The organism is Micromonospora sp. SL4-19 (assembly GCF_047921475.1).
GTDB lineage: Bacteria > Actinomycetota > Actinomycetes > Mycobacteriales > Micromonosporaceae > Micromonospora.
Genome location: NZ_JBLROB010000026.1, coordinates 1 through 20,922, shown reverse-complemented (window position 1 = coordinate 20,922; position 20,922 = coordinate 1). Strand labels below are relative to the sequence as shown.

General features: G+C 70.8%; 19 protein-coding genes. 13 read left to right on the top strand and 6 right to left on the bottom strand.

The annotated features are described in order from the left end of the window. The first annotated feature begins 13 nt into the window (after window positions 1–13). From ACNAVT_RS24480 to ACNAVT_RS24470, 3 genes are all read left to right on the top strand, one after another. The gene (locus ACNAVT_RS24480; protein WP_416299502.1) at window positions 14–967 is read left to right on the top strand and encodes a carbohydrate ABC transporter permease; all 954 of its coding nucleotides are present in this window, start codon (window positions 14–16) and stop codon (window positions 965–967) included. Window positions 968–1,103: 136 nt separating this feature from the next. Then, the gene (locus ACNAVT_RS24475) at window positions 1,104–2,777 is read left to right on the top strand and encodes a bifunctional 3'-5' exonuclease/DNA polymerase (RefSeq protein ID WP_416299501.1); all 1,674 of its coding nucleotides are present in this window, start codon (window positions 1,104–1,106) and stop codon (window positions 2,775–2,777) included. 141 nt (window positions 2,778–2,918) lie between these two features. Next, on the top strand, window positions 2,919–3,512 hold the full coding sequence (locus ACNAVT_RS24470) for a nucleotidyltransferase family protein (RefSeq protein WP_416299570.1): 594 nt from the start codon (window positions 2,919–2,921) through the stop codon (window positions 3,510–3,512). 96 nt (window positions 3,513–3,608) lie between these two features. Here ACNAVT_RS24470 and ACNAVT_RS24465 read toward each other — a convergent pair whose 3' ends face one another. Together ACNAVT_RS24465 and ACNAVT_RS24460 are read right to left on the bottom strand one after the other, a co-directional pair. Next, complete coding sequence (locus tag ACNAVT_RS24465) at window positions 3,609–4,475, bottom strand: endo alpha-1,4 polygalactosaminidase (RefSeq protein WP_416299500.1); 867 nt, start codon at window positions 4,473–4,475, stop codon at window positions 3,609–3,611. A 212-nt stretch (window positions 4,476–4,687) separates the two neighbouring features. Continuing rightward, the gene (locus ACNAVT_RS24460; RefSeq protein WP_416299499.1) at window positions 4,688–5,479 is read right to left on the bottom strand and encodes a DeoR/GlpR family DNA-binding transcription regulator; all 792 of its coding nucleotides are present in this window, start codon (window positions 5,477–5,479) and stop codon (window positions 4,688–4,690) included. A gap of 111 nt (window positions 5,480–5,590) precedes the next feature. Between ACNAVT_RS24460 and ACNAVT_RS24455 the strand changes: the two genes are divergently transcribed. The 10 genes from ACNAVT_RS24455 (at window position 5,591) to ACNAVT_RS24410 (ending at window position 16,239) form a co-directional block, all read left to right on the top strand. Beyond that, the gene (locus ACNAVT_RS24455) at window positions 5,591–6,898 is read left to right on the top strand and encodes an alpha-glucosidase/alpha-galactosidase (protein ID WP_416299498.1); all 1,308 of its coding nucleotides are present in this window, start codon (window positions 5,591–5,593) and stop codon (window positions 6,896–6,898) included. Window positions 6,899–6,994: 96 nt separating this feature from the next. Further along, window positions 6,995–7,879 carry an SIS domain-containing protein gene (locus ACNAVT_RS24450; protein ID WP_416299497.1) on the top strand — a complete coding sequence of 295 codons (885 nt, stop codon included), beginning with the start codon at window positions 6,995–6,997 and terminating at the stop codon, window positions 7,877–7,879. Window positions 7,880–7,894: 15 nt separating this feature from the next. Then, window positions 7,895–9,226 (top strand): ABC transporter substrate-binding protein, encoded by a 1,332-nt coding sequence (locus ACNAVT_RS24445; protein WP_416299496.1) that lies wholly within the window; start codon window positions 7,895–7,897, stop codon window positions 9,224–9,226. A 7-nt stretch (window positions 9,227–9,233) separates the two neighbouring features. Continuing rightward, complete coding sequence (locus tag ACNAVT_RS24440; protein ID WP_416299495.1) at window positions 9,234–10,163, top strand: carbohydrate ABC transporter permease; 930 nt, start codon at window positions 9,234–9,236, stop codon at window positions 10,161–10,163. A gap of 110 nt (window positions 10,164–10,273) precedes the next feature. Next, window positions 10,274–11,053, top strand: coding sequence for a carbohydrate ABC transporter permease (locus ACNAVT_RS24435; protein ID WP_416299494.1), 780 nt, complete (start codon window positions 10,274–10,276; stop codon window positions 11,051–11,053). Further along, window positions 11,050–12,009 (top strand): carbohydrate kinase family protein, encoded by a 960-nt coding sequence (locus tag ACNAVT_RS24430; protein ID WP_416299493.1) that lies wholly within the window; start codon window positions 11,050–11,052, stop codon window positions 12,007–12,009. Before ACNAVT_RS24435 ends, ACNAVT_RS24430 begins: the two co-directional genes overlap by 4 nt. Beyond that, window positions 12,006–12,992, top strand: coding sequence for a 1-phosphofructokinase family hexose kinase (locus ACNAVT_RS24425; RefSeq protein WP_416299492.1), 987 nt, complete (start codon window positions 12,006–12,008; stop codon window positions 12,990–12,992). Before ACNAVT_RS24430 ends, ACNAVT_RS24425 begins: the two co-directional genes overlap by 4 nt. 34 nt (window positions 12,993–13,026) lie before the next feature. Next, on the top strand, window positions 13,027–13,914 hold the full coding sequence (locus ACNAVT_RS24420; RefSeq protein ID WP_416299491.1) for a class II fructose-bisphosphate aldolase: 888 nt from the start codon (window positions 13,027–13,029) through the stop codon (window positions 13,912–13,914). 76 nt (window positions 13,915–13,990) lie between these two features. Then, on the top strand, window positions 13,991–15,565 hold the full coding sequence (locus ACNAVT_RS24415) for a DHA2 family efflux MFS transporter permease subunit (protein WP_416299490.1): 1,575 nt from the start codon (window positions 13,991–13,993) through the stop codon (window positions 15,563–15,565). Window positions 15,566–15,747: 182 nt separating this feature from the next. Further along, complete coding sequence (locus tag ACNAVT_RS24410; protein ID WP_416299489.1) at window positions 15,748–16,239, top strand: hypothetical protein; 492 nt, start codon at window positions 15,748–15,750, stop codon at window positions 16,237–16,239. Window positions 16,240–16,267: 28 nt separating this feature from the next. On the opposite strand, the gene ACNAVT_RS24405 is transcribed toward ACNAVT_RS24410, so the two are convergent. From ACNAVT_RS24405 to ACNAVT_RS24390, 4 genes are all read right to left on the bottom strand, one after another. Beyond that, a complete protein-coding gene (locus ACNAVT_RS24405; RefSeq protein WP_416299568.1) occupies window positions 16,268–17,137 on the bottom strand; it encodes an amidohydrolase family protein in 870 nt (289 codons plus the stop codon). 53 nt (window positions 17,138–17,190) lie between these two features. Then, entirely contained in the window at window positions 17,191–18,000 is an 810-nt protein-coding gene (locus ACNAVT_RS24400; RefSeq protein WP_416299488.1) for a metal-dependent hydrolase, read from the bottom strand. Window positions 18,001–18,131: 131 nt separating this feature from the next. Next, complete coding sequence (locus tag ACNAVT_RS24395; RefSeq protein WP_416299487.1) at window positions 18,132–19,961, bottom strand: protein kinase domain-containing protein; 1,830 nt, start codon at window positions 19,959–19,961, stop codon at window positions 18,132–18,134. A gap of 78 nt (window positions 19,962–20,039) precedes the next feature. Next, window positions 20,040–20,922 (bottom strand): glycosyltransferase family 4 protein (locus ACNAVT_RS24390; protein ID WP_416299486.1); only part of this gene is annotated, 883 nt, incomplete at its 5' end.

Here is a 20,922-nt window from a genome sequence, read left to right as displayed (position 1 = left end):
AGGAGGCGCGACGATGAGCACGGCGACGCACGGTCTCAGCCCGGCCGACCAGGCCACCCCGTCCCGCCAGTCGCCCGGCCGGCGGGCCGGGGCCCGCCGGGTCGGGCTGGGGGCCCAGGTCTTCAACGGCTTCTCCCACCTGTTCCTGGTGGTCTGGGCCCTGATGGTGATCTACCCGCTGGTGTGGGTGGTGATGTCGGCGTTCAAGGACGACTCGGAGGTCATCCGAAAGCCGCTCTCGCTGATCCCGGCCAAGCTGCACTGGGACAACTTCGCCCGGGCGTGGACCGAGGGGCACCTCGGGTCGTTCTTTATCAACACGGTGCTGGTGCTGGCCGGCAGCGTCACCCTGACCATGCTGCTCGGCTCGATGGCGGCGTACGTGCTGGCGCGCTACGAGTTCCCCGGCAACCGGCTGATCTACTACATGTTCCTCTCCGGCCTGACCCTGCCGGTCTACCTGGCCGCGGTGCCGTTGTTCAAGGGCGTCTACAACATGGGAGTCACCTTCCCACTCCTCGGCCCGAACAAGTACCTCATGCTGATCCTGGTCTACGTCGCCTGGTCGCTGGCGTTCACCGTCTTCTTCATGCACTCGTTCTTCCGTACGCTGCCCCAATCGATCGCCGAGGCGGCGATGGTCGACGGGGCCTCGCACAGCCGGGCCTTCTTCAGCGTCATGCTGCCGATGGCCAAGCCGGGCCTGATCAGCATCGGCATCTTCAACGTGCTCGGCCAGTGGAACCAGTGGTACCTGCCGACCCTGCTCATGCAGTCGCTGAGCGGCGAGCCGAAGCGTCAGGTGATCTCCCAGGGGCTGATCGAGCTGTCGGTGAACCAGGGCTACAAGTCCGACTGGTCCGGCCTCTTCGCCGGCGTCACCATGGCGATGCTGCCGGTGCTGATCGTGTACATCGTCTTCCAACGCCAGGTCCAGTCCGGCCTCACCGCCGGCGTCAGCAAGTAACCACCCGGCACCCGGAGCGCGCAGAATCACGGAAAGAGTGGCCATTCCACGCGGAATGGCCACTCTTTCGCTGCAAGAGGACCCTCGGGTCGCGCGGGCGCGGCGAGTGTCGGAGGGGCGAGGCAGAATCACGCCCGTGCTGGTGGCGGTGGTATCGGACGAACGGGGCGGGGGAGTACTGCAACCCCTCGACCCCGTCGGCCGGCCCAGCGGTCCGGCCGAACCGGTGGCCGACCTGGCCGCCGCGGTGGCCGCCCGGGAGGCCGCAGAGGCTCCTCGCTGGGTCTGGGCCACCGGTGCCACCGTCTACCCGGCGCTGCTGCGCGCCGGCGTCCGGCTGGACCGCTGCCACGACGTCGAGCTCACCGAGGCGCTGTTGCTCGGGCACGACGGCCGGTGGGGCGAGCCCCGCTCGCTCGCCGCGGCCTGGGCCCGGCTGACCGGCGCATCGGTGCCGCCCGACCCGGCGCCCCGCCCGCCGGAGCCGCCCGGCCACGGCCAGGGCGCGCTCTTCGACGCGCCGTCCGGCCCACCCGGTCCGGGCATCGAGGCGTTGACCCGGGTGTACGCCGACCAGCTCGACCGGATCGCGGCGACCGCGCATCCCGGCCGGTTCCGGCTGCTGGTCGCCGCCGAGTCGGCCGGTGCGCTGATCGCCGCCGAGATGGGGGCGTCCGGCCTGCCGTGGCGGGCCGACGTGCACGACGCGATCCTCGCCGACCTGCTCGGCGAGGCGTCGCCGGTCGGCGGGCCGCCACGGCGGCTGGCCGAGTTGGCTGCCCGGATCGCCGAGGCGTTCGGCGTACGTCAGCTGCACGCCGACTCCCCGGCGGAGCTGCTGAAGGCGTTCGCCCGGGCCGGCGTCGAGCTGCCGAACACCCGGGCCTGGGTGCTGCGCGGGGTGGAGCATCCTGCGGTGCCGCTGGTCCTGGAATACAAGGAGCTCTACCGGATCTGGACGGCGCACGGCTGGTCGTGGCGGGACGCCTGGGTCTTCGGCGGCCGGTTCCACCCCGAGTACGTGCCCGGCGGGGTGGTGTCCGGCCGGTGGGCCACCCGGGGCGGCGGGGCGCTGCAGATCCCGAAGGTGATCCGGCGTGCGGTGGTGGCCGATCCCGGCTGGACGTTCGTGGTGGCCGACGCGGGGCAGCTCGAACCGCGGGTGCTCGCCGCGGTCTCCGGGGACGACCGGCTGGCCGCCGCCGGTGGCGCCGGCGACCTCTACGCCGCCCTGGCCCGGGACGCCTTCGCCGGTGACCGGGCCCGCGCCAAGGTGGCCCTGCTCGGCGCCATGTACGGGCAGACCGGCGGCGCGGCGCTGCCCGCTCTCGCGGTGCTCAAACGCAACTACCCGACCGCGTTCGGGTACGTCGAGGCCGCCGCCCGCACGGGGGAGGCGGGTGGCCTGGTGCGCTCGTGGCTGGGGCGTACCTGCCCGCCGGGTTCGGTGGGCTTCGGTGACGGAGAGGAGGCGGACCCGGACGCCGGGGCGGACCCGCAGGGGCCCCGGGCCCGGGCCGCCCGGTCCCGTGGCCGGTTCACCCGCAACTTCGTCATCCAGGCCACCGCCGCCGAGTGGGCATCCACACTGCTGGCCACGCTCCGCACGGCCCTCGCGGGCACCGGGGCCGACCTGGTCTTCTTTCAGCACGACGAGGTGATCGTGCACTGCCCGCAGGAGCGGGCCGACGTCGTCGCGTCGGCGGTCACGGCCGCGGGCGACCGAGCCACCCGGCTGCTCTTCGGTGACACTCCGGTGCGTTTCCCGCTCGACCTGTCCATCGTCAACTGTTACGCCGACGCCGCATAGCCGCGCAATTTTCCGTTTTGCCCCGCTACCCGCTCGCGCGGGCGCTCGTTGGTCCGTTGTGCGTACGACGGGATGGACCGAGCGCGGCCGCGCCGCTCCGTCCCCCTGGTCGAGGGGGCACTGCTGAACCGGATCGCAGGAATGATCATCGCCGCTGGTGGGGGCCGTCGGATCGGCGGACCCGAGGCGTTGCTGCACCAGGGGGAGAAACCCCTGGTGAACCGGATGATCGACACAATGGGTGAGGCCGGCTGCGAGCAGATCGTGGTCGTGCTGGGCGCGGCGGCCGACCAGGTCCGCGAGACGACGGACCTGACCGGGGCCACCGTGGTGGTCAACCGGGCGTGGGGGACCGGGGTGGGCTCCTCCATCCGGGCCGGCCTGGCCGCGCTGACCGACGAGGGGATCGAGGCGGTGGTCGTGGTGCCGGTCGACATGCCCGGGCTCACCGCCGCCGCGGTCCGGCGGGTGGTCGCCCTGCCGTACCCGGACGTGCTCGTCTGCGCCACCTACGACGGGCTGCGCGGCTACCCGATGCTCTTCGGCCGCCGGCACTGGTCCGGCATAGCCACCCTGGCCAGCGCCGATGTGGGCGCCCGGCCGTACCTGCTGGCGCACAAGGACCAGATCGTCGACATCTCCTGCGACTCGGTGGCCGACGGCAACCGGATCGACAGCCCCGAGCTGATGGCGCTCTACGGCCTCTCCATCCCCGAACAGCGCGTCGGCGTCTGACCGCTGGCCACCGCGGCGCACCCTTCTGATCGGAGAAACGCTGGCGGGCCGGGGCGCCACGTGTCCCCGGCCCGCCGGTCGTCGGCCCAGCCGCTTCTACCGACAGGGTTGGAAGACAGTGTCGTCCAGGTTCAGCGCGAACCGGACGCCGTTGAAGTTTGCGCCGTTGTCGGCAGCGCAGAACGACGAGGTGGTGAGCTTGTACTCGGCCTGGAAGACCGGCTTGCCCGCGGCGATGTACTGGTCGAGGCCGAAGGAGCCGTTCTGCGCCGTGGTGCATTCCTTGTACTGGTTGCACTGCTCGTTGAGCGCGCCGTCGAAGTACGGCAGTAGGGCCGGGATCTGCTCGTTGTCGTTCTTCTGCAGGACGCTCAGGCCTCGGGCGTGCGAGTCGTTGGCCAGTACGGCGTTGTAATAGAGCTGGTCGGCCGCGGTGAGCGCAAAGCCTGTCTTGTTGAGGTAACCGTCCACGTTGTCCAGCTCAACCATGTCGAAGCCCTTCTGCTTACACATGTCGAGCCGGGCGTCCATGATGGACCGCAGAGCGCTGTTGGCGCTTTGGATCTCCCGGATGTCGAGCCACTTCTCGCCGGGCCACCCGTTGGTACGCCCGAGGACCGCCGCCGGGAACTGCGCGGCGTCCGGCCGCCAGTTCTCCCAGGAGCCCGCGGAGAGGTAGCAGACGGCCTTGATCCCGGCGGCGTGCAGCGAGGCCACGTCGGCCGCACTGTTGTTGAAGCCGTCGACGTCGTACATGGACACCGGCCGGTAGGGCGGCTTCGGGACGGCGGAGAGCACCCAGTTCCAGCTCGTTCGCAGGGGTGGATGCCAGCACCCGACGCAGGGGACGGGGGCCGGTGGCGCGGGCGCAGCCGAGGCGGGCGCGGTGTTCAGGACGGCAAGCGCCGCGGTCGCGATCAGGGACGCGGCGGCGAGAGCCAGGGAGATGCGAAGACGTGTCATGACTGACCTCCGCTGAGGGTGCGAGGCTGTTGAGTACTCGACCCCGGCCCCACGGCCGGGCCCGTGGCCGGCGACGGGATCGAACGCCCCGCCACCGGCCAGCACTCGCGTTCGAGCGATTAGACCAAGCCGTACTCGCAGACGTCGATAACCCACGCACAAGTGCACATCTTTCGATGCGCGTTTTGGGCACCCGAGCGTGAAGTCCCTGATCAACGCGAATCGGAGGCGGCGACCGTGACGGTCGCTCCGGTGGCGGAGATGGCGGCCAGCGCGGCCGGGTCGGCGCTGGCGTCGGTGATGAACTCATCGATGTCTTGCAGCGCACAGATGCGGGCGAGGTGGACGCGGCCGACCTTGGAGCCGTCTGCGACGACGATGACGCGCTGCGCCTGGCGGATCATCGTGGCGTTCGTGTTCGCCTCGATGTCGTCGTGCGTCGTCAGGCCGGCACGTGCGGAGATTCCGTCCACCCCCACGATCGCCACCTCGATGTTGAGCCCGGCGAGGGTGCGGTCGGCGATCGGGCCGACCAGCTCATAGGACTGCGTACGTGATACGCCACCGGTCATGACGAGCTTCAGCCGAGGACGCAGCGCCAATTCGGCCGCGATGTTGAGCGCGTTGGTGACGACCGCCAGATCGAAGCGGTCGGCGAGCAGGCGCGCCACCGCGTGGGTGGTGGTGCCGCCGGTCAATCCAACCGTGAGCGGCCCGTGCGGCAGCCGGGAGACGGCCGTCCGCGCGATCGCCAGCTTCTCTTCCCGGTGCTGACCGACGCGGTAGCGGACCGGCAGCTCGTAGCTGACCTCGGCCGCGATGGCACCGCCGTGCGTACGGTTGAGGAGCTTCTGGTCCTCCAGCGTCTGCAGGTCACGGCGGATGGTCGCGACCGAGACGGCGAACTCCTTCGCCAGCGCCCGAGCATCGACGGAGCCGTCGCTCGAGATGCGGTCCAGGATCGTCGACACCCGGTCGGCGCGACGCAACGTGCTGCGAGCCATGCGAGCTCCCTGCCAAGTCATGAACACAAACGCGCAATCAAGCTAGTTCATTTACGCTCGTTTGACCAAGAAGAGCTTGCCAGGCCGCTCGTGTAGGCAGAAAATCCGCAGATGGCTGTGATCACCTTCCTCGGCGCAGGCAGCGTCGTGTTCACGCGTGAGTTGCTCGCCGACATCCTCTCCTTCGCCGAACTGCGGGACGTGACGCTGTCGCTGCACGACATCGACCCCGGGCGGCTGGCCACTGCCGAGGCGATCGCCCGGCGTACCGCGGAGCAACTCGGGGCGAGCCCGAAGATCCGCACCAGCCTCGATCGACGTACCTCGCTCGGCGGCGCGACCTACGTGATCAACGCGATCCAGGTCGGCATGTACGCCGCGACCGTCCACGACTTCGAGATACCGGCGAGGTACGGGCTGCGCCAGACGATCGGCGACACCCTCGGCGTCGGCGGCATCTTCCGCGCTCTGCGCACGTTTCCGGTGCTCAAGGGCATCGCGGAGGACATGCGCGAGATCTGCCCGGACGCCTGGCTGCTCAACTACACCAACCCGATGGCGATGAACATCGGCTACCTCGCGGCGGTGGCGCCCGAGCTCAAGGCGGTCGGCCTCTGCCACTCCGTCTACTGGACCGTGCGCGGATTGTGCGAGGTCATCGGCGTTCCCTTCGACGCCGTGAGCTACCGTGCCGCCGGCCTCAACCACCAGGCCTGGCTGATGCACTGGACCAGGGACGGTGAAGACCTCTACCCCCTCCTCGACGCTGCCATCGCCAAGGATCCCGAGCTGCGCCGGCGCGTACGCGTCGACATGTACCGGTCGCTCGGCTACTACCCCACCGAGACGAGCGAGCACTCCTCCGAGTACGTGCCGTGGTACCTGCACCACGACGAGGAGGTCGCCCGGCTGCGCATCCCCGTCGGCGACTACCTGCGGATCAGCCGCGAGAACGTCGAGGAGTACGAGCGCGTACGGGACGGCCTCAAGGCGGGCGAGCCGCTGCCGATCGACCGCGACGCCACCGAGTACGCGCCGCAGGTGATACACAGCATCGAGACCGGGACGATGCGGCGTATCCACGCGAACGTCCGCAACACCGGACTGGTCACGAACCTGCCGCGGGACTACGCCGTCGAGGTCCCGTGCGTCGTCGATGAGCAGGGCGTACGACCGGAGTATGTCGGGGACCTGCCGATCCAGTGCGCCGCGCTGAACCGGAGCTTCGCCTCGGTCGGCGAGCTCACCGTCAAGGCCGCCGTCACCGGCGACCCCCGTCTGGTACGCCTCGCCGCGCAGGTGGATCCGAACGCCGCCGCGACCCTGACGGTGGACGCGATCTGGGCACTCTGCGACGAACTGACCGCCGCGCACGGGGAGCTGATCGCCGATGAGCTGCGCGTACCGGTGCGCCGCTAGGCGGGGAAAGTGCTACGCGGTGAAACGCGCAAGCAAAACTGTTCATTTGGACGTTCGTCATTGATTACCGAGCAGAAACGAGCATACCCTCCCGCCATGAACGTGACCGGGTCCGAGATCGACAGCCAGCCCGCCGTCTGGCGGCGGGCGCTCAGCGACGACAGTCTGATCGAGGCAGCCGGCGACATGCTTGCCGCTCCCGGCGAGCGCGTCCTCGCCATCGGCTGTGGCACGTCGTGGTTCGTCGCCGAGGCCTACGCGGCCCTGCGCGAGGGGGCGGGCTTCGGCGAGACGGACGCGGTCTGCGCCTCCGAGGTGACCGGTACGCGCGGCTACGACCGCGTCGTGGCCTTCAGCCGGTCAGGTACGACGACGGAGGTGCTCGACGCGCTCGGCAAGCTGCCGCAGTCCCTGCGCAAAACGGCGGTCGTCGCCGTGGCGGGCACTCCCGTCGCCCAGCGCAGCGACGACGTGCTCGTCCTCGACTTCGCCGACGAGCGCAGTGTGGTGCAGACCCGCTTTCCGACAACCGTGCTCGCCGTTGTGCGCACTGCCCTGGGGGAGAAATGGGCGATCGACGCGGATGCCGCGCTCGCTGCCGACCTGCCCGCCCCGCCGGCCGATGTTGACCATGTCGTTTTCCTCGGCACGGGCTGGACGATCGGCCTCGCGCACGAGGCGGCGCTGAAGGTGCGCGAGGCCGCGCAGGCATGGTCGGAGTCGTACCCGGCGATGGACTTCCGGCACGGCCCGATGGCCGTCGCCGGTCCGCGCAGCCTGGTGTGGGTCTTCGGGGCCATGCCGGAGGGCATGACGGAGACCGTGGCCGCGACCGGAGCGCGGCTGCACCATGACGGCCTTGATCCGCTCGCGGGGCTCGTCCTCGCGCAGCGGTTCGCGACCGCGCTGGCCGCACACCGGGGCCTCAACCCGGACGAGCCGCGGCTGCTCACGCGTTCGGTGATCCTGGCACGCACCTGATCTCGCATCCATCCCGTGAGGTACGCCATGAAGAGCTTCTGGAACGCCCGGCACCGCGCTCTCGGCGGCGCCGTTCTCGCCCTCGGCCTGCTGGCCGGCTGCACCAGCGCGATACCGATCGACAACACGAAGGACGCGGCGGCGGGCTACGACCCGAACACCGACGTCACCATCACCTGGTGGACCGGCCAGTCGAAGGACGCCGAGACGCTGGCCGAGAAGCTTGCGGCCGAGTTCCACGCCTCGCACCCTCACATCACGGTGAACACGTCCGCCGGCGCTTCCACCACGGATGAGCTGCTGACGAAGCTGTCCGCCGGGTTTGCGAGCGGCACCTACCCCGACATCTCGTACGCCTACGGCAGCTGGGCCGGGCAGCTCGCCGCGAGCGGGCGTACGCAGAACCTGACGCAGTGGGTCGCCGATCCGCAGATCGCCTGGGACGAGATCCCCGAAGCGGCGCGCACGACGGCCACAGTCGACGGAAAGGTCATCGGCGTGCCAGCGCTCGTCGACAACCTGGCGCTCATCTACAACAAGACGCTCTTCGACGCCGCGCACCTGGCGTACCCGACCGACCAGTGGAGCTGGGACGACTTCCGGGCCGCCGCGAAGAAGCTGACTGACACGTCGAAGAACCTCTACGGGACGGCGTACTCGGTGTCGGGCGGCGAGGACACGACGTGGCACCTGTGGCCCCTGCTCTGGCAACACGGCGGCAAGATCGTCGACGGGGACAAACCGGCCTTCAACTCCGACGCCGGGGTCGCCGCCCTGGAGACGCTGCGCCAGATCGCGGTCGACGACAAGTCGATGTACCTCGACCAGACCGACGAGAAGTACCGCCAGCTCTTCAACGCCAACCGTATCGGGATGATGATCTCCGGCCCGTGGGAGCTCTACGACCTCACCGACGCGAAGGTCAACTACGGGGTGGCGTACCTGCCGGGGTTCAACGGGGACCACCAGACGATCTCCGGCCCCGACGTGTGGGTCACGTTCGACCACTCCGACCCCAACCGGGCCGGCGCCGCGCGTGCCTTCCTGCAGTGGCTGACCAGCAAGGACACCGACATCCGCTGGAACCTCCCCAACGGTAACCTGCCGCTGCGCTCGTCTGAGGCGGGCACCAAGGAGTTCCAGGACTACTGCGCGCAGTACCCCGGAGCCCAGAAGTTCTTCGACAACCTCGCCAACGCCAAGCAGGCCCGCCCGACGATCGAGGCGTACCCGGAGGTGTCGGGCTACGTCGGCCAGGCGATCTCGTCGGTCCTGCAGGGCGCGTCGAAACCCAAGGAGGCCCTCGACAAGGCGGCTCAGCAGTCCGTCGTCGCGCTGCGCGGCTGAGGCACCGATGACGACCTTCGCACTCTCGAGGGGCCGCGCCACCACGGTGACGCCCCGCAAGCCGAGGCGGACACGCAGGGCGCTCACCGGCTGGGCCTTCGTCGGCCCGGCCGCCATTCCCATCCTCGGTCTGTCGATCTTCCCGGCGGTATGGGCGTTCCTGATCTCGCGGACGAAGTGGAACGGGATCGCGCCGGCGAAGCCGGTCGGCTGGGGTAACTACCAGACGATGGTGCAAGACCCGCAGGCCGCCGCGGCGGTCGGGCACACGCTGTGGCTGACCGCGCTGTTCGTGCCGTCCTCGATCCTGCTCGGCATGCTCATCGCGATCGCGCTCAACCAGAAGATCAGATTCGTTGCCTTCTATCGGACCTGCATCTTCATCCCCTACGTCGCGTCGGCCGCGGCCACCGGCATCCTCGCCAGCTTCGTCTTCAACCCGCAGTTCGGCGCGGCGAACGACGTCCTGCGCCGGTTGCACCTGCCCGCCCAGCAGTTCCTGGAGAGCCCGTCGCAGGCTCTCGTCGTCATCTGCGTCATCGCGCTCTGGGGCGAGATCGGCTTCACGGCAGTCATCTACCTCGCGGCGTTGCAGGACGTCCCGGTCGCCCTGATGGAGGCGGCCACCGTGGACGGCGCCGGGAGGTGGCGGGTCTTCTGGCACGTCGTCCTGCCCCAGCTGCGGCCGGTGACCGTCTTCGTGGCGGTGTGGCAGACGATCACAGCGGTCCAGCTTTTCGACCTCGTCTACACGACGACCCGCGGCGGGCCGCTGCAATCCACCGAGACAGTCGTCTACTACATCTACAAGCTGGCGTTCCAGACGCAGCGCTTCGGCTACGGCTCCGCGATCGCGTACGGGCTGTTCGCCGTCACGATACTGCTGACGCTCGGCATCTTCTGGTACTCGCGGCGCTCCAGGATGGAGGCGTTCTGATGGCCGCTCCCGCCTACCAGGCGACTGCTCCCGCCCACCAGGCGCCGCCGGCCCTGCCTCGGCGCTCCCGCCGACGGCTGCTGCCGTTCAGCCCATGGCACCTGCTGCTCATGCCGCTGGCGCTGCTGTTCGTGCTGCCGCTGGTACAGATGATCCTCACGTCGTTCATGTCCGACAAGGAGATCAACCGCTTCCCGCCGAAGCTCATCCCGACGTCGCTGCACCTCGACGGCTACACCGACCTGTTCACGCAGTCGCACATCCTGCGCTGGCTGCTCAACACGATCCTGGTGGCGTTCATCGCGATCGTCGCGCACCTCGTGCTCTGTTCGCTCGCCGGGTACGGCTTCGCGCGCCTGTCCTTCCCCGGCAAGAACGTGGGCTTCATCCTCATGGTCGCGACCGTCATGATCCCCACGCAGCTGCTCATGATTCCGACGTACCTCATGTTCGCCAGGCTCGGCTTCGTCGATACGCTCGCGGCCGCGTTCGTGCCCTGGCTCGCGGCGGCTTTCGGCGTCTTCCTCATGCGCCAGTTCTTCCTGTCGCTCCCCGCGGAGCTGGAGGAAGCCGCCGCCATCGACGGCGCCTCCACCGTGCAGATCTTCTTCCGCATCGTGCTCCCGCTCGCCCGGCCCGCGCTCGCCGCGCTCGCGCTCCTCACCCTGCTGTCGTCCTGGAACGACCTCATCTGGCCACTCGTCGCCATCAGCGACGATCGCTGGTACACCCTCCAGGTAGGGCTCACGATGTTCCAGGGCACCAGGCGAACGCAGTGGTCGCTGTTGATGGCGGGCAACGTCGTCGCGACGCTCCCACTCATCATCGCCTTCATCGCCGCCCAGAAGCGCTTCGTCGCCACCATGACCTTCACCGGGCTCAAGGGATGAACGACCTGCTCGTCGTGGGCGACGCCAACCCCGACCTCGTGCTGCGCGGCGACGTCGCGCCACGCTGGGGTCAGGCCGAGCAACTGCTCGACGCCGCGGAACTCGTTCTCGGCGGGTCCGCCGCCATCACCGCCGCCGGTGCCGCACATTTGAGCGTACGGGTGAAGCTGCTGGCGGCTGTCGGCGACGATCTCTACGGTGCGTTCGTGCGGGAGGCGCTCACCGCACGTGGGGTGGACGTCCGCGGCCTCCGTGTCGTCGCCGAGCCGACCGGTCTCTCGGTGATCCTCTCCGCGCACGACCGAGCCATCTTCACGCTGCCCGGCGCCATCGGTGCGCTCAGCGCGTCCGACGTGGACCTGGCCGGTATCCGCCACCTGCACGTGTCCTCGTACTTCCTCCAGCCGCGCCTCGCCGCCGAGCTGCCCGATCTCTTTGCCCGGGCTCGGTCGCTCGGCATCACGACGTCGCTGGACACCAACTGGGACCCCGCCGGGCGGTGGGACGGCGTACGCGATGTCCTCGCGTACACGGATGTCTTCCTGCCCAACGAGGTGGAGTTGGCGGCGATCACGGGCATCGAGGACCCGCGGGCGGCGGCCGCAGCTTTGGGGACCACGGTTGTGCTGAAGGCGGGCGCGGCGGGTGCGCGGGCGTGGTGGCCGGGCGGTTCGTGCAGCGCGTCGGGGCTGGCCGTCGAGGTCGTGGACACGACCGGGGCGGGCGACAGCTTCAACGCCGGATTCCTCGCTGGTTTCCTGGCGGGACAACCGATCGAGCGCTGCGTCGCGATGGCGGCCGCAGCCGGCTCGCTGTCCACCCGAGCCGAGGGCGGAACAGCCGCCCAGCCGACCCTCGCTTCCCTCCTGGCCATAGTTGACCATGAACTTCCGGCGGGAGCACTTCCGGCGGTCTCGCCGCTAGCCCCTGTCGGCGGGGACGGGGGGCCCGCATGATCCTGACTGTCACCCTCAACGCCGCGCTCGACGTCACCTACCAGGTGCCGGCCCTGCGCCCCGGGCACGCCCACCGCGTCGGCCAGGTCATCACCCGCGCCGGAGGCAAAGGCATCAACGTCGCTCGGGTCCTGCACACCCTCGGCGAACACGTCATCGTCTGCGGCCTGGCCGGCGGCACCACCGGCGCGGAGCTCACTGCCCTGCTCGCCGCGGAAGCCATCAGCACCGACCTCACCCCGATCACCGGGCAGTCCCGGCGCACCGTCGTCGTGCAGGACAACCAGCAGGCAACCGGGCTGTGGGAGCCCGGCCCCACGGTTCTGCCCACCGAGTGGGCCACCTTCCTCGATGGCTTCCGCACCCGGGCCCGGCAGGCCACCGTCGTGGTGCTGTCCGGCAGCCTGCCCCCCGGACTGCCCGACGACAGCTACCGGCAACTCACCGTCATCGCCAAGGACGCCGGCGCCCGGGTGCTGCTCGACGCCGACGGTCACGCGTTGCGCCACGGCCTGACCGCCGAACCCGACCTGATCAAACCGAACGCCACTGAGCTCGCCGAGGTCACCGGGCTGCCCACCGCAACCCACGCCCAGGCGCTGCACGCGGCGCAGGTACTGCGGGCCGGCCGCCGCACCGCAGTCGTCGCCTCGTTGGGCCCGGCCGGGCTGGCCGTGCACACCGACGATGGCGCCTACACCGCAGTCCAGCCCGGACCCGTGGACGGAAACCCCACCGGCGCCGGTGACGCCGTCGTCGCCGCCCTCGCCGCGGGATTCGCCCACGAACGCCCGTGGCCGGAGATGCTCACCGACGCCGTTGCCCTCTCCGCTGCCGCGGTGGCCGCCCCGGCCGCAGGAGAGTTCTGCGCCAGCACCGCCGTCCGCCTACGCACAGCCGTCACCGTCACCCGAGCCGACATCACCGCCACCGGCGACCCGCATCGAGGAGAACCGGATCATGCCGCTGATACCCACCGGTGAGATCGTCGCGGCCGCCGCTACCCGCCGCCACGCGGTGGCCGCGTTCAACGTCATCACCCTCGAACACGCCGAAGCGATCGTCACCGGCGCCGAAAATGCCGGCCAGGCCGTCATCCTGCAGATCAGCCAGAACGCCGTGGCATTCCATCACGGCAAGCTCGGCCCCGTCACCGCTGCCGTGGCAGCCGTCGCCGCCAGCGCGGCGGTCCCCGTCGGCCTGCACCTCGACCACGTCACGAGCGAAGCGCTGCTGCACCGGGCGCCCGCGCACGGCTACACCTCCGTCATGTACGACGCCTCGGACAAACCCCACACCGCCAACGTCGCCGCCACGCTCGTGGCCGCCCGCTTCGCCCACGAACACGGCATGTGGATCGAAGCCGAGCTCGGCACCGTCGCCGGCAAAGATGGCGCACCTCCACTGCCCGCACACGCACCCGGTGCCCGCACCGACCCCGACGAGGCGGCCGCCTACGTCGCGGCCACCGGCGTCGACGCCCTCGCCGTCGCTGTCGGCTCCAGCCACGCGATGACCGACCGCACCGCCATCCTCGACCACCAACTCATCACCGCACTGCACCACGCCGTCAGCGTGCCGCTGGTGCTACACGGCTCCTCCGGCGTTCCCGACCAGCAACTCCGCCAGGCCGTCGCCGCCGGCATGGTCAAAGTCAACATCGGCACAGCCCTGAACATCTCCTACACCCAGGCGATACGCGACTTCCTGGCCGGCGACGCCAGCCGGGTCCAGCCCACCGTCGATCCGCGCACGTACCTCACCCGCGCCCGCGACGCGGTTGCCAGCACCGTCGCCCACTTCGCGGCCCTGTTGGCAAGCCCGCATCACACCGCCCCGATGATCGGAACACCATCGGCAACGGCATCGACAATCGCGCCACAAAACGGACCTGTGCCGGCCTGATCACTGCCCGGCATTTGGTGGACCTATGCGCCCAAAATGGGCATATATATGCACGAGCGTAGGTACCATCCCGGCTATGACCGAGCCGAGCCGGACCGGCGCCGCCAGCTCAGGTACGCACAAACCATCACGTTCGGGAGTCGACCCGAAATGGTGGACCCTCACGGCGGTCTGCGTGGGCACGTTCATGCTGTTGATCGACCTGACCATCGTGAACGTCGCGCTGCCGGACATCCAGGCGTCGCTGGCCGCGTCCTTCTCCGACGTGCAGTGGGTCGTCGACGCCTACGCGCTGACACTGGCCGCACTTCTGCTGACGGCGGGATCGCTGGCGGACCTGTACGGCCGCCGCCGCCTCTACCTGATCGGCCTGGTCCTCTTCACCGCCGCGTCGGCGCTGTGCGGACTCGCCCAGTCCCCGCTCATGCTCGAGCTGTCTCGCGGCCTGCAAGGCATCGGTGGGGCCATCATGTTCTCCGTCTCGCTGGCCCTGCTGGCCAACGCGTTCCATGGTGCGCAGCGCGGCACGGCCTTCGGCGTCTGGGGCGCCCTGGCCGGGCTCGCCGCAGCCGTCGGCCCCATCATCGGCGGCGCGTTGGTCTCGGGCCTGTCCTGGCGGTGGATCTTCTTCGTCAACGTGCCCGTCGGTGCCGTCGCCCTGGTCCTGACACTGATGAAGGTGGTCGAGTCGCGCGACGAACAGGCCCGGCGCCCGGACTGGCCGGGCTTCGTGCTCTTCTCCGCAGCACTGGCCTGCTTGATCTACGCGCTCATCGAAGCCGGACGCAGCAGCTTCACGGCGACACCGGTGGTCGCCTGCTTCGCCGCGGCCGCGGTGCTGCTCATCGCCTTCTTGGTGGTCGAGGTACGCAGCACGCACCCGATGTTCGATCTACGGTTGTTCCGCGTGCCCACGTTCGTCGGCGGCGACATCGCCGCGTTCGGCCTCTCCTTCAGCATCTTCGCCATGCTGCTCTACGTGGTCCTCTACCTGCAGAACGTACTCGGCTACAGCGCGCTGCAGACCGGCGTGCGGCTGCTCGTCCTCTCCATCGGCGTCCTGGTCGCCAGCGCCGCAGCGGGACGGCTGAGCGCCAAGGTGCCGCTGCGCGCCCTCATCGGCTCAGGTTTGGTCCTGGTCGGCATCGGGTTGCTGCTCATGCGGGGCCTGACCGCAGCCTCGTCGTGGACACACCTGATTCCGGGTTTGATCGTGGCCGGCGTCGGCGTCGGATTCGTCAACCCACCGCTGGCCTCTACCGCCGTCGGGGTCGTGCAGCCACGGCGATCCGGGATGGCATCGGGCATCAACCTGACCTTCCGGCAGGTTGGTCTCGCTACCGGCGTGGCGCTGTTGGGCACCCTGTTCGCCAACCGGCTGACCTCTGTGGTGCGAACCCAGACGGCCGGGACTCCGTTCGCCGCGCACAGCGCCGAGATCTCGACGGCACTGCGCAGCGGCAGCGTGAACCGGCTTTTCGCGACCACCCCGCCGCAGCAGCACGGCCTACTCGCCGAGATCGCCCGCGGTAGTTTCGCCAGCGCCCTGGACCAAATTTTGTTGGTCGCGGCGATCGTCACCTTGATCGGCGGAGCCCTGTCCTTCGTCCTGATCCGCTCGAAGGACTTCGTCTCATCCCCTCAGGGATGAGCAGGACCAGCGCCGCGGTGCTGGTGAGGACACAGGGGCCGTCGCGTTGATCTGGTACGGAAGGTCGATGCCCCGGAGGGCGAACTCGTGGTGCGTCGGGCCGGGCAACTGCTCTGGCAGTGCCTCGGATAACCTCCGGGCCGGGCGGCCGGGTCGCCACCCGCAACGGGGAGGTGAGCGCCATGGTCAACGCTGTCGCCCGCCATCTGGCGGGGATGGCCGCCGCCTGGCTGGTGGTTGTCGCCGAGGCGGTCGTGGGCTATCTCGGCCTGCTGGCGTTCGCGCTGGCCACCGAGTCCGATCCGGGCGGTCCGCTGGCCGGGCCGGTGCTCGTGCTGGTCGCGGCGATGTACGGCGTGGCCCTGCAGCCGCTGCTCTTTCTGCCGGCCGTGGCGGTGGCCGAAGCCACCGGCCGGCAGCGAGGGGCCGGCAGGGTGCTGGCGCTGGCTGCTGCCATCGCGGGCGTGCTGGCCGCCGGGTACGCCGTCGCGGCGGCCGTCGCCACCGACGTCTCCGCCGGTCACCTTCCCCTCGTCGCCGGCATCGCCGTGCTCCTCGTGCTGCCGCCGGTCCTCGTGTACGCGCTCACCGCGCGCGGCGTCGGGTGGATGGCCCGACGGCTGACCCGGCGCTGGGACGCCGCCGCTGCCCAGATCCGAGCCGAACAGGGCTGACCAGGCCCGGCGAATCCGGTCGGCCGCTTCAGGCTGCGGCCAGGCCGAACAGCGCGGCGGCGTTGTTCCAGCAGACGGCCCGCAGCCAGTCGTCGCCCAGATCGAGGGCGGCCAGCCCGGTGAGTTGCTCGGCGTACGGGTACGGGATGTTCGGGAAGTCGCTGCCGAGCAGCACCTTGCCGGCCAGCCCCAGCTCGCGCAGCCGGGGCAGCTGCGTCGCCGGGAACGGGACGAACCGGTCGAAGAACGGGGTGAACGCCATCGTGGTGTCCAGCGTGACCCGCTCGTAGGCGGCGGCCAGGTCGAGGAACGCGGCGTAGTCCGGGGCGCCCAGGTGCGCCACGACCGCGGTCAGCCGGGAGTGTCGGGCGAGCAGCGCGGCGAACGGCTCCGGCCCGGTGTGCGCGGTGCCGACCGGGGCGTGTCCGACGTGCACCACCACCGGCACGCCGGCCTCGGCCAGCAGGCCCCACACGCCCTCGAGCGCCGGGTCCGTGGGTGGGAAGCCGCCCACCTGCACGTGCACCTTGAACACCCGCGCGCCGGCCGCGAGCGCCTCCGCCACGTACCGCCCGGCCGTCGGCTCTGGGAAGAAGGTGGCCGAGGGCAGGCATCCCGGGGTACGCGCCGCGAAGTCCAGCGTCCACCGGTTCAACGATTCCGCCATCCCGGGCCGGTGCGGGTACGCCAGCGCGGTGAAAGCCCGGACCCCCAGCCGGCGCAGGTGTGCCACCCGCTGCGCGTCATCCCAGCGGTAGCGGATCGGCCACTCGGTGCCGACGAGCGGACCGGCGGCGTCGAAGTACGCCCACACCCTGCGGAGCAGCCGCGGCGGCAGGAAATGGGTGTGCACGTCGGCGAGCCCGGGCAGCCCCAGCCGTTGCCAGAACCGGCGCACCGCCCCGTCCTCGGCCGGCGGTGCCCCGTCGGCCGGCGGATCGGGAGAGTTGGTCACCCCTCAATGTTGAACCGCTGCAGCACCGACGGCGCGACCAGCCCCACCGCGGCGAGCACCGCGAGGATGGTCATCGCGGTCCGCAGCACGACGGTCTCGGCCTTGCTCCCGGTACGCAGCGCGATGCTGTTGGGCAGGCCGATCATCGTCCACATCCGCCGCTTGATCGGGATCGGCCAGAGGATGGGCACCCCGGCCCGGGTGATCATGTCGCCGAGGATGTGCACGAAGCAGCCCACTCCGACGGCGGTGCCGATGAGGGGATAGCCCCGGTCGCCGGGGAGGTTGGCGAAGGTGAACCAGGCGGCGGCCGCCGACACGAGGGTGACGATCACCCAGCCTGCGCGTTCGGCCCACTCGTCGAACAGGCCACGCAGCGCCAGCCCGATCATGAAGAAGAGGATGCCGACCACCGCCCACTTGCCGTAGTGGGCGCAGAGCGCGGTGGTGCCCCAGCCGACCAGCACGGTGAACGGGATGGTGTGGGTCAGCGTCCGGTGCCCGTTGTTGCGGCGCGGATCCTTGCTGAGTTTGGTGGCGTAGTAGACGCCCAGCGAGACCTTTTCCATCACCTCGGCGAGGAAGAGGCTGAACACGCCGAAGGTGCGCGCCACCGTCGCCCCGCCCTGGTTGCGGGTCACCTTGCCCGAGAGGTCGAGGTCGGGGAAGAGCGCCCCGCCCGCGCAGACCGCGGTGCCGACCGCCAGCGCCAGCGGCGTCTGGTGGTAGTCGGCGAACTGGTCCAGCGCCCAGGCGCCGGTCAGCCACACCGCCGCGCCGGACAGCGCGTGGGACGGTCCCATCATCTCGAGTCGCCCTCTCCAGAGATCTTGATCGACAAAACTACGCCACTGTAGTCAAGCGGTCGGGTCGAGGGGCATCGCCCGGACGGTCCACTGGGGAGGGCCGTGGTTATCGGCGGATGAGATGCGTGGCGTCAGCCGGCCGAGTGGGTGGAGCGGTCGGGCCGGAAGCTGCGCCGGATGACCGCCAGTTGCGGGGCGGCGGCGGTCCAGTCGGCGTCCGAGGTGGTCCAGCCGAGCGTCCACCCGTCGCCGTCGCCGGGCAGCACCCGCAGGGCGTGCAGGCGTTCCCCGTACGGGGCGGTCCAGCGGCACTCCCATTCGGCGCCGCCGCCGGTCGCGGTGAGCCGCACGTGCTCGTAGCCGGGCAGCCGGCCGGCGTTGACCAGGTACTGCTCGGATGCGCGCAGCTGTGCCGTTGGGGCCGAGCTGCCGCCGAGGTAGGGCTCGATGCCGAGGGTCCGCCGGGTGGCGGGGTCCTGGAAGCAGGTCGTGTTTCCCGATCGCAGGTACCGCCAGCCGGCCGGCACGGCGATTCGGAAGCCGTCGCCATCGCCGTACCAGATCCAGCCGGCCGGCAGGGTGGCCGTCCGGTCCGCGGGCGGCGGGCCCGGGGTCACCGGCTCGCCGACCACGTGCGGTCGGATACACGGGAACGGCGGTGGCGGCACTCCGTGCCCGCCCGCCGGCGGGTCGGGCCGGGCCGGTTCGTGCTCCCAGGGCTTGCCGGGCGGTGGTTCGCCGGATGGCTCACCGAGCGGTCGCCCGGCCGGCGTGCCGGTGACCGCCAGCGCGGTGCCGACCCCGGCCGCCACGGCCAGCACGACCGCCGCCGCAGCAAGTCCCCAGCGCCGCAACGCCGCCCGACGGCGGTGATGTGGGTGGTCGTCGGGCGGCGGCACATCTCGGCCACCCGCCGCGGCGGCTTCGCCCGGCGCGGTGGAACTACCCGGCCCGGTGGAATCGCCCGGTCCGCTGGAGCCGCTCGCCCCGGTGGAATCGCCTGGCCTGGTAGAACTGCTCGGCCCGGTGCGATCACCCGGTTCGGCGTAGTCGCCCGATCCGGCGGAGTCGCCCGGCTCAGGGATGCCGCCTGAGCCGGTGGATCCGTCGCGGCCGGCGGGACCAGCCGGGCCATGGTCGGCGACCGGGGAGGAACCGGCGGCGACGGTGAGCAACCGGGCGGCCTCCTCGTGGCGTAGTCGGTGGCGGGGGTCGCGGTGGAGGAGGCCGGCCAGCGCCGGTTCGAGCGGGCCGGCGTGGGGCGCGGGGTCCGGAGGCTGGCTGGCCAGCGCGGTGAGAGTGGCCATCGCGGTGCTCCGGGCATACGGCGAGCGGCCCTCCACCGCCGTGTGCAGCGTGGCACCCAGCGACCAGAGGTCCGCCTCGACGCTGGACACCCCCTCGGCGGCGCGCTCCGGCGACACGTACTGCGGGGAGCCGAGAACCAGCCCGGGCCGGGTCATCGTCCCGTCGCCGCCGTCGAAGACGGCCAGCCCGAAGTCGGTGAGCAGGACCCGCCCGTCCCGGGCCAGCAGCACGTTCGCGGGTTTGACGTCGCGGTGCAGCACCCCGGCGTCGTGCGCGGCGCGCAGCGCGGCCAGCACGGCCAGCCCGATCCCGGCGGCGCGCCGGGGGTCGAGGGGGCCGTCGGTTTCCACGATGTCCTGCAACGACCGGGACGGGACGTATTCCATGACCAGCCATGGGTCGTCGTCGACCCGGACCACGTCGTAGACGTGGACCACGTTGGGATGGTTGAGCCGGGCGGCGGTCCGTGCCTCGCGCAGCGTCCGGGCATGCAGCTCGTCCCGTTCGTGCTCGGCGAGCCAGGGTGGCGCCGCCACCTGCTTCACCGCCACCTCGCGGTCCAGCCTCTCGTCCCGGGCCCGCCAGACCCGGCCCATGCCGCCGCTTCCGGCCAGTTCGAGCAGGCGGTACCGGCCGGCGATCACTACCTGCACCCCTCACCTCACCGCTGGCAAGCGTCCACAATAGCCAACTGATCGGATAGGGTCGATCGCCTGTCGGGGCGGTGCGGTTCAGCTCGCGGCCCCGGTCAGCAGATTTCCGTCGGGGATGACGATGGCGGATCGGGCGCCGACCAGCTGCGCGGCGGCCTGCTGGGCCTGGAGGGTGCCGTTCTCCCGGCGAGCGGCGGTGTAGCTGTCGGCGGTCCGGGCGGCGATGGTGGCCCAGGCGTACCGCTCGGCGACCATGGTGCGGGCGCGGCGGGCCACCCGGCGGGCGAACACCTCGTCGTCGAGCAGTTGGTCGACCGCGCCGGCCAGGGCGTCCGGGTCGCTGTGCGGGAAGGTCACCCCGGTGACGCCGGGCTCGACGATCTCGGCCAGCCCGCCGGTGTGTGCCACCGCGAGTGGCGCCCCGGCGGAGGCCGCCTCCAGGGCGATCATGCCGAACGGCTCGTAGAGGCTGGGGATGACGGTCGCGTCGGTGGCGGCGAGCACCGCCGGGAGCTGGGTGGCGTTCATGAAGCCGGCGAACCGGACGGTGTCGGCGAGGTGCAGCAGCCGTGCCTGCTCGACCAGCTCCTCCCGGTACGGGCCGTCCCCGGCGATCACCACCCGCAGCCCCGGGTGCCGGTCCCGCAGGTACGGCACGGCGTGCACCAGGTGCTGGACGCCCTTCTCGTAGACCAGCCGGCCGGCGAAGGTGACCAGGGGGCCGTTCCCGGCGAAGCGGGCGCGGGCGGCGGTCACCGCGGCCACCGTCGCCCGCCAGCGCTGTGGTTCGACCCCGTTGGGGACCACGTCGATCCGGCCGGCCGGTACGTCGAACAGGTGGGTGACCTGGTCGCGCATGTAGCCGGAGCAGGTGATCACCCGCCCGGATTCGGTGGCCAGCCAGTGCTCGACGCCGTGGATGGTGCGGTTCATCTCCTCGGGGAGCCAGCCCTGGTGGCGG

Excerpts from the sequence above, each read along its gene's own strand:
- ACNAVT_RS24480 (WP_416299502.1), top strand. The coding sequence starts at position 14 with ATGAGCACGGCGACGCACGGTCTCAGCCCGGCCGACCAGGCCACCCCG.
- ACNAVT_RS24470 (WP_416299570.1), top strand. The coding sequence starts at position 2,919 with ATGATCATCGCCGCTGGTGGGGGCCGTCGGATCGGCGGACCCGAGGCG.
- ACNAVT_RS24465 (WP_416299500.1), bottom strand. The coding sequence starts at position 4,475 with ATGACACGTCTTCGCATCTCCCTGGCTCTCGCCGCCGCGTCCCTGATC.
- ACNAVT_RS24460 (WP_416299499.1), bottom strand. The coding sequence starts at position 5,479 with ATGGCTCGCAGCACGTTGCGTCGCGCCGACCGGGTGTCGACGATCCTG.
- ACNAVT_RS24455 (WP_416299498.1), top strand. The coding sequence starts at position 5,591 with ATGGCTGTGATCACCTTCCTCGGCGCAGGCAGCGTCGTGTTCACGCGT.
- ACNAVT_RS24450 (WP_416299497.1), top strand. The coding sequence starts at position 6,995 with ATGAACGTGACCGGGTCCGAGATCGACAGCCAGCCCGCCGTCTGGCGG.
- ACNAVT_RS24440 (WP_416299495.1), top strand. The coding sequence starts at position 9,234 with ATGACGACCTTCGCACTCTCGAGGGGCCGCGCCACCACGGTGACGCCC.
- ACNAVT_RS24435 (WP_416299494.1), top strand. The coding sequence starts at position 10,274 with ATGCCGCTGGCGCTGCTGTTCGTGCTGCCGCTGGTACAGATGATCCTC.
- ACNAVT_RS24430 (WP_416299493.1), top strand. The coding sequence starts at position 11,050 with ATGAACGACCTGCTCGTCGTGGGCGACGCCAACCCCGACCTCGTGCTG.
- ACNAVT_RS24425 (WP_416299492.1), top strand. The coding sequence starts at position 12,006 with ATGATCCTGACTGTCACCCTCAACGCCGCGCTCGACGTCACCTACCAG.
- ACNAVT_RS24415 (WP_416299490.1), top strand. The coding sequence starts at position 13,991 with ATGACCGAGCCGAGCCGGACCGGCGCCGCCAGCTCAGGTACGCACAAA.
- ACNAVT_RS24410 (WP_416299489.1), top strand. The coding sequence starts at position 15,748 with ATGGTCAACGCTGTCGCCCGCCATCTGGCGGGGATGGCCGCCGCCTGG.
- ACNAVT_RS24400 (WP_416299488.1), bottom strand. The coding sequence starts at position 18,000 with ATGATGGGACCGTCCCACGCGCTGTCCGGCGCGGCGGTGTGGCTGACC.